The following is a 7,097-nucleotide window of genomic DNA, read 5'->3' as shown; positions in this document are numbered from 1 at the left end:
GGTGAACGCGACCCGCTCGAGGGGGTGGTGCGCCTGCGTCCCGGCGCGGCGGGCACCGGGCGCGGGTACTACCACGATGTATCCTTCGACGCCACGCTGTCCGTCCACGGGGCACTGGCCATGACCCTGCGCGGCAGCGGAATCACCTTTCCCCGTGACGCTTACGACGAGTTCCGCGAACTCCAGCAGGGCAAGCGCTCCACCCTCGCCGCGGTCGGTCCCGACTCGGTGCGGCGATTGCCACCCGAACTCGTCGGCAGGCGCGACCCACGCAATGTCGTGCTGGCCCGCACCACGGCGCAGGACCTCGTCGTGGTGGTGGACCGCGGCCATCCGAGCTTCTTCGACCATCAATACGACCATGTCCCCGGCCCGTTGCTGCTCGAGGCGTTCCGGCAGGCAGCGGTGCTGTCCGCGACCTCGGCGGGTCTGCTCGGCTCACCGGTCGCCGCGGTGATCGACCTCGAAGCCCAGTTCACCGACTTCGCCGAACTGGACGCCCCCATCACCTGCACCACCGCCGCCGTCGGCGATCTCGACCTGGTCGAGATCACGGTCGAGGTGGCGCTGCACCAGTACGGCAACCGCATCGCCCTCGCCCACGTCGAGTTGGCGCACTATCCCGTGTCCACGCAACGACAGGAGCTCGGATCATGACGACACCATCGGCGAAACGGTACGCGGTCATCGGCGGCGGCTTGTCCGGCATCGGCGCCGCGTTCGCGCTGCACCGGGCAGGCCACACCGTCGAACTGCTCGAGCAGGACGCGGTGCTCGGCGGCCGCTGCGGCTTCGACTCCCTCGGCGGTCGGCCGATCATGATGGGCGGCAAGAACATCGGCCGCCACTACCACGAGCTGCGTGGGTTCGTCGCCGCGTCCGGGGGACGGGCGTACGAGCCCTTCGGGATCAACAGCTCGCAGATCATCAACGGCGAACTGGTGACACTCGACAACCCCGGCATCGCCGGATTCCTTCGCCATCTGCTGCGGATGGGTTCGCCGATCGACGCGGCGCGCATGCTCTACTACGGTGCGCGCGTTCGATTCGACGAACGCAATCGCTACCTGGGGTCGGACTGGTTCGGGCGAGCGGGCACCGCCAACGACAGCGTCGCGCTCGGCGCGCATTTCGGCGCCGAGTTCGGGCGTACTGTGTTGCGACCGTTGACAGTTCGGCTCAACGCCGCCGAGCCGGACGAGGTGTACCTCGGCGCGTTCGGGGTGAGCCTCGGCATGGTGCAGGATCGCTACGACCAGCTCGTCGACGGCATGCAGCCGGTCCTGGACTGGTTCGCCGGACAGGTGCCGGTCCGGCTCGGCACCCGCGTGGATCGCCTCGTGGTGCGCGACGGCCGGGTGATCGGGCTCGATACCGCGGAAAACGGTGGTGCCACTACCTTTTCCGCCTACGACGGTGTTGTCCTGGCAACCCCGGCGCACGCCGCGGCCGGCCTGCTGGAACCCGTGGTTCCCGCGCTGAGCAAGGCGTTGAGCGAGGTGGCCTACTACCCGTCCACGGTCGCGGTGGTGCAGTACGAGCGGCCCTTCTTCGGCAGCACCGTTCGCTCGATCGCGTTCGACTCGGGGCCGTGCAGTGCCGCGGGGGTCTACGGGGTGAACGATCTCGATATCGTCCGCTACACCTTCAGCGGGCGCGATGCCCGGCCGAGTCCGGATGCGCAGCTCTTGGCGACGTGGATCGACGACGCCGAGGCGAAGGTGCGCGGTCATCTCGGCGGCCCGGCGATCGAGCGGGTGCGGACCGAAACACGCAGCTGGGCCGCGGCGCATTGCGCCTACCTTCCCGATCACGCCGGTTTCCGCGCAGTGGTGCGCGAACAGACCGAATCCGTTGCGGGACTCCAGCTTGCGGGTGACTACCTGCTGGGCGCCCAGTTGGAGGCCTGCTATCGATCCGGCATCGCCGCGGCCCGGGCATTGATCGCGTGAGCCAGGCCCGGGGCGCCACGCGAGATCACGCGGCGCCCCGGGTGTGCACCATATCGTCGGCGAGCAGTGCGATACGGGCCCGCAGAATGCCCTCCGCGGTCGTCAGGTCGAGGTCGGTCAGCCCGCTCACTCGACGCAGCCGGTAGTCGATGGTGTTGGGGTGCACATGCAGCCGCCGGCCGGTGGCTTTGCGATTGAGGCCCGTGGCCATATAGGTCCGCAGCGTTTCCAGCAGCTCGGGATGGGTGGCGAGTGGGGCGATGACACCGGCCAGATGCTCGCGCGCCGGACCGGGGCGGGTGAGCTGATATTCGATCGCCACATCCGAGAGCTCGTACAGTCCTGCGGGTTTGGCGATGCCGCGCACCAGCTCGAGCAGCTCGTGTGCCTCCTCGGTGGCCTGCGGGATCTGCTCGGTCGGGGCGGGTACCAGAGTCGCGGTGAGCTCGACTCCCGAGGTCGCGCTGATCGTGGCGAGGACATCGCCGGTCATGCGCACCAGCTCGGGTTCATCGCTCGGGATCAGCAGGGTGCCACCGTTGGTGCTCAGCAGGGCCAGTGATCGTGAGGCGAAAGCATCGGCCAGCGCCGCCTGCACCCGCCGCAGTTTGCGGCGCGCCACCACCTGCGCGTCCACGCGCGGGTCGTGCTCCTCGGCCAGCTCCGGAATCATCAGCGCCACCACCTGATAGGAATCGGCGACTCTGATCCCGGTCTGCCGGGTGAGCGCGCCGACGCCGTGGCCGCTCAGCAGCGCCGACACCATCGTCTGCGCACCGGTCTGGTGTTCCTTGGCGACCTGGCGCTGTTCGTCGAGATAGGCGCTCGTCACCGTCGCGTTGATGACCTCGAGCGTGCGCAGCAGCAGGCGGGTACCCGCGACGACCTCGGCGAGGTCGGCTGCGGTCACCTGCCCGACGACGAGCTCGAAGCCGATCCGGAACCCCTCCGCGTAGGCGCGCAACAAGGTGCCGACGGGCACGCCCTCCCGCGCGTGCTGGGCGGATGCCGCGCGCAGCGCCACCAGTTGCTGCTCGGACGGCGTGGTGCGCTTGTCCAGCATCTCCATCGCCAGCGCCAGGCAGCGGCGGGTGAACTCGGTGACGTCACCCCGCATCGCCTCGCTCGGCAGTGCTTGGCAGGGCATCACGTTCTCGGCGAAATAGGAGACCAGCTGCGAAACCAGCTCGTCGGCGTTTCCCAGAAAACTCGACGCGGCCCGGCCGCCCGCGATGGTGAGCGGATTGGGTATCCGGTCCATGGCTTGAGAATTCATCGAGTGCACTCCGGTGTGGCAGACAGCGAATGGGGCTGGTCGTGGGACTTGTGTGAATCGCAACATAGCCACATCGGAGGTCGTAGTCGCCGGTCCCATGGAATGGCCTGGTGGGATCACGACGACCTCACAGCCGGGGTTGTGCGGACTCACAAGCGCGTGGGGTCACCCGTTCGCTGCACGGTTGCGGTGCAGTCCGACGCGGTCATAGACCGACGTGCTCGCCGCGCCGAGTACCAGTCCGACCGCCAGGCCCAGCGCGGTCATCCAGAAACCCCTCGCGAGCCCGGACCCCAGATCGGCGTCGAAGTACAGGATCGCGCGGACCGCCGTGTACACCTGATGCAGCGGTTCGAACGAGGCCAGCACGCCGAAGTAGCGAGGGGTGGCCTCGATCGGCACCGAACCGGCCGAGGACGGCAACCCGAGAATGACGAACACGATCAAGTTCACCAGTAGCCCCGCCGAGCCGAGCGCGGCAAGCACCGACAGGCCGGTGACACCGACGGCGATCATCGCGAACGCGCTGTAGAGAAACAGCGGAAGGGGCTGCGCGATCGGCATTTCCAGCACGCGCGCGACGACGAGCAGTACCGCTGCCACGAGGTGCGCCGCGACGATGAGCACGCCCCATTTGAGCAGCAGTGTGCGCCATCGGGAGATCCGCGCGGGTCGCACGTGCGGTGACCACGGCCCGTACTCGGTCGGCACGAATCCCAGTGCGCCGTCGACCATCGTGTGGACGATCATCGCGCCGAGCGTGCCCGCGAGCAGGAGTACGAGAGCGTAGAAGAAGGCACCCAGCCCGGCCCCGCTGCCGTCGGGCAGTGGATGGAACTCGGTGTGGATCACCTCGACCGGGTTGCGCAGTGTCACTGCGGTCGCACCCGGCAGTGCGTAATCAGGACCGAGTGACCCGGACACGGTATCGAGTAGTTGCTCACCGATCCGCGTGTTCACCTCGGTCAACGCCCGGTCACTGAATCGCTGCACGATCGCCGAGGCGAACGCGCCGGTGCGTGGATTGGTCCGCACGGTGATCGTGGGACGTTCGATCTCGCCGGGAATCACGCTTCCCATACCGAGATTGCCGAGTCGTTTGGTGAAGTCGCCCGCGATGATGATCGCGCCGTAGAGTTCGCCGCTGCGTAGCTGTCTTTCGGCCTGGGCAATTCCCAGTACGCGCAGGTCGATCTTGTCCGCGGGGACACCGTCGCGCAATGCTGTGGTGATCTCGTTGCCGATATCGCGCCACTGCGGCGGTGAACCGAGCGTATCGCCCACATCCTGGTCGACCAGCGCGATCGGGAAGTCGTGCAGATTCTTCTCGGGGTCCACGATGTAGCCGAGATACATCGTGGCCATCAGCGCACTGAGCAAGGTCAGGACGATCGTCGGGAACAGCCAGATACGCACCGCCGCACGCTAACAGCGACCCAGGCCGCGCGGCGGTGCGTTGGAATCTGTCCAACGCCGGTGATCGAGCGTTGGCGCCGGTCCGAAAAAGCTCACACGCCGGGTAACGGTTTCGCGTCGGACGGTACATTCATGAATGCCGAAATCACGTGATCGCTGAGGTAGAGCCTCAGTTCTGAACGCCACTCGGCGGGGATGCCCGCCGGGACCATGTCGAGTGCGTCTTCGACCTCTTCCCATATTCGGGGAAAGGGGATTCCGTTGCGCGAGCAGGATTCGACGGCGACCATCAGCTGTTGCGTCAGGCAATCCATGTGGACGGTCGGTGTCACAGTGAATGCCGTGTCGAGTAGCAGCTCGAGATCGTCCATTGTTTTCCCCTTACCGGTTTCGCACCCCTGCTGTGCGCTCAACGTAGGTGACCGATTCACGGTGTGGGAAATCGTGCGGGGGTTACTGGTGGTTCAGATATCTTTCGGCTGCCGACTTGTGATCCGCACCGACCGGCCGGTGTAGGTTCGACCGATGACCTCCACGGCCCTGTACTGCGGCACTCGCTGGGACGAGCAGGGTCGATGGTTCTACGAGCTGCTCGGCGACGACGGGACCACCGAGCTGCTGCCCGGGATCGGCACGCGGCTGGCGTTCCGGATCACCGATTCGGGACGATTCTGCTTGGGCTACAACGGGTTCGGTGCGGGACGTCGCGGGAAAGTTGCGTGTCCCCGTCGCGCACGGGTCGAGACCGGGCGCCAGTGCGAGCAGTGCCGGGTCACCGAGGGGTGGTCGGTGGTGCACAGCCACCGGGGCCCGCTCACGGCATTGCCCGAACAGGTCCGCGCTTATATGTCGCAGCCGCACCATCTCTACATCGCGTATTTCGGGGACGGGATGACCAAGGTCGGTACGGCCTCGGCGTCGCGGCGCAATCGCCGTCTCTTCGAACAGGGTGCGCTGGTCGCCCGGTTCATCACCGATTCCCCGGACGGGCTGCACGTTCGAGATCTGGAACGGACGGTGACCGAGCGAGCCGGAATCGGGCAGGCGGTCGCCGGGGTCACCAAGACCCGCATCCTCACGAAACCGCTGCGCCCCTGGGCGGTGCTGGAATCCGCGGTCGCCGACGCGGCCGAGCACGCCGCGGGCACGCTGCCCGCCGACATCACGCGCACCGACATCGCCTGGTCGGGCGGGCGGGACTTCTACGCCACGATCCAGGCGTACGGCCGATTCCCGGTCGCCACCGAAATCGCCGGGGAGCCAGGCGAATACGTCCTCGACGCGGTCACCGCGCACGGCCACACCATCGCCTGCCGCGACACCGCGGGCGCGAGCGAACTCGTGTTGGTCAACGACACCCGCCTGGTCGGTCGCCGCATCGAACTCGACTCCGCGATCACGGCGACGCCGGAACCCGCGCAGACCAGCCTGTTCTGAAGTCCGCTCACTCCATGGCGGCGAGTTGTGCCCGCATCGTGTCCAGTCCCATGCCGCCCAATCGCAACGCGCGGGTGTGGAATCGCCGCATGTCGAACGACGCTCCAGCGCGCGCCCGGGCTTCCTCGCGAGCCGCCAGCCAGAGGCGTTCACCGATCTTGTAGGCGGGCGCCTGTCCGGGCCAGCCCAGGTAGCGGTCGATCTCGTCGCGAGCGGTGGTTTCGTCTTCGAGGGTCCGCGTCAGCAGGAACTCCAGGCCGAGATCGGGAGTCCACCGCTCGCCCTCGTGGAAGTCGGCGCCGGCCGGAATCTCCCACTCGAGGTGCATCCCGATGTCCACGACCACCCGGGCAGCGCGGAACAGCTGCTGGGAGAGCATCCCGAACAGGTGGCCGTCGTCGTCGAGGTAGCCGAGTTCCTGCATGAGGCGTTCGGCATAGAGCGCCCACCCCTCGCCGTGCCCGGAAGTGAACGACATCAACCGCTGGTAGGTGTTCAGCGAATCCGCCTCGTACACCCCGGTCGCGATCTGGAGATGATGGCCCGGCACACCCTCGTGATAGACCGTGCTGACCTCGCGCCAGGTCGTGAAATCCTCTTTGTCCGGCTCCACCGACCAGGTCATGCGTCCGGGTCGGCGGAAATCGGCGGTCGGGCCGATGTAATACGCACCGACGACTCCGCCCGGCGGCGCGATGGTGCATTCCAATCGCATGAGCTCGTCGGGGATCTCGAAGTGCTTCGCGCGCAACGATGCCAGGGCTTCGTCGGACATCTTCTGTAGCCACGCCCGGAGTCCGGCCCGCCCGCGCACCCGGTATCTCGGGTCTGCGTCGAGCGCTGTCGCGGTTTCGGTGAGGGAGGCACCCGGCGCGATCCGGGCGGCAACGGCGATCATCTCGGCCTCGAGCCGGGCGAATTCCGCCCAGCCCCAGTCGTAGGCTTCCCGCAGGTCGAGGTCCGCGCCGGTGAAATAGCGTGACCAGAGCCGGTAGGTCTGCTCGCCGACGGCATCC

7 protein-coding genes are annotated in these 7,097 nt (G+C 67.4%); 3 read left to right on the top strand and 4 right to left on the bottom strand.

Features of this window, described 5'->3' with window-relative positions; translation table 11 throughout:
• A partial coding sequence (locus tag ACFWF3_RS18510; protein ID WP_379314604.1) for an AfsA-related hotdog domain-containing protein occupies nucleotides 1-657 on the top strand: 657 nt, incomplete at its 5' end.
• Nucleotides 654-1,952 carry a protoporphyrinogen/coproporphyrinogen oxidase gene (locus tag ACFWF3_RS18505; RefSeq protein ID WP_379314603.1) on the top strand — a complete coding sequence of 433 codons (1,299 nt, stop codon included), beginning with the start codon at nucleotides 654-656 and terminating at the stop codon, nucleotides 1,950-1,952. The genes ACFWF3_RS18510 and ACFWF3_RS18505, both read left to right, overlap by 4 nt.
• Before the next feature lie 25 nt (nucleotides 1,953-1,977).
• Here the strand turns inward: ACFWF3_RS18505 and ACFWF3_RS18500 are convergent, their stop codons facing one another.
• The 3 genes from ACFWF3_RS18500 to ACFWF3_RS18490 all read right to left on the bottom strand — a co-directional run bounded on the left by ACFWF3_RS18500 (nucleotide 1,978) and on the right by ACFWF3_RS18490 (nucleotide 5,057).
• Complete coding sequence (locus ACFWF3_RS18500) at nucleotides 1,978-3,228, bottom strand: PucR family transcriptional regulator (protein WP_378995016.1); 1,251 nt, start codon at nucleotides 3,226-3,228, stop codon at nucleotides 1,978-1,980.
• Nucleotides 3,229-3,393: 165 nt separating this feature from the next.
• Complete coding sequence (locus tag ACFWF3_RS18495; RefSeq protein WP_379314602.1) at nucleotides 3,394-4,644, bottom strand: YhgE/Pip domain-containing protein; 1,251 nt, start codon at nucleotides 4,642-4,644, stop codon at nucleotides 3,394-3,396.
• Nucleotides 4,645-4,736: 92 nt separating this feature from the next.
• Entirely contained in the window at nucleotides 4,737-5,057 is a 321-nt protein-coding gene (locus ACFWF3_RS18490; RefSeq protein ID WP_379314601.1) for a hypothetical protein, read from the bottom strand.
• 112 nt (nucleotides 5,058-5,169) lie between these two features.
• Here ACFWF3_RS18490 and ACFWF3_RS18485 point away from each other — a divergent pair, with 112 nt between their 5' ends.
• Nucleotides 5,170-6,081, top strand: coding sequence for a hypothetical protein (locus ACFWF3_RS18485; protein ID WP_379314600.1), 912 nt, complete (start codon nucleotides 5,170-5,172; stop codon nucleotides 6,079-6,081).
• A gap of 7 nt (nucleotides 6,082-6,088) precedes the next feature.
• Here ACFWF3_RS18485 and ACFWF3_RS18480 read toward each other — a convergent pair.
• A partial coding sequence (locus ACFWF3_RS18480; protein WP_379314599.1) for a DUF885 domain-containing protein occupies nucleotides 6,089-7,097 on the bottom strand: 1,009 nt, incomplete at its 5' end.

The sequence above is a fragment of the Nocardia sp. NPDC060220 genome (assembly GCF_042727815.1).
Taxonomy (GTDB): Bacteria; Actinomycetota; Actinomycetes; order Mycobacteriales; family Mycobacteriaceae; genus Nocardia.
Note: the sequence above shows the minus strand (reverse complement) of the source record. Positions and strands in the feature narration are given on the sequence as shown.

What these genes read in the sequence shown, in the direction of transcription:
- ACFWF3_RS18505 (WP_379314603.1), top strand. Translation starts at nt 654, where the DNA reads ATGACGACACCATCGGCGAAACGGTACGCGGTCATCGGCGGCGGCTTG.
- ACFWF3_RS18500 (WP_378995016.1), bottom strand. Translation starts at nt 3,228, where the DNA reads ATGAATTCTCAAGCCATGGACCGGATACCCAATCCGCTCACCATCGCG.
- ACFWF3_RS18485 (WP_379314600.1), top strand. Translation starts at nt 5,170, where the DNA reads ATGACCTCCACGGCCCTGTACTGCGGCACTCGCTGGGACGAGCAGGGT.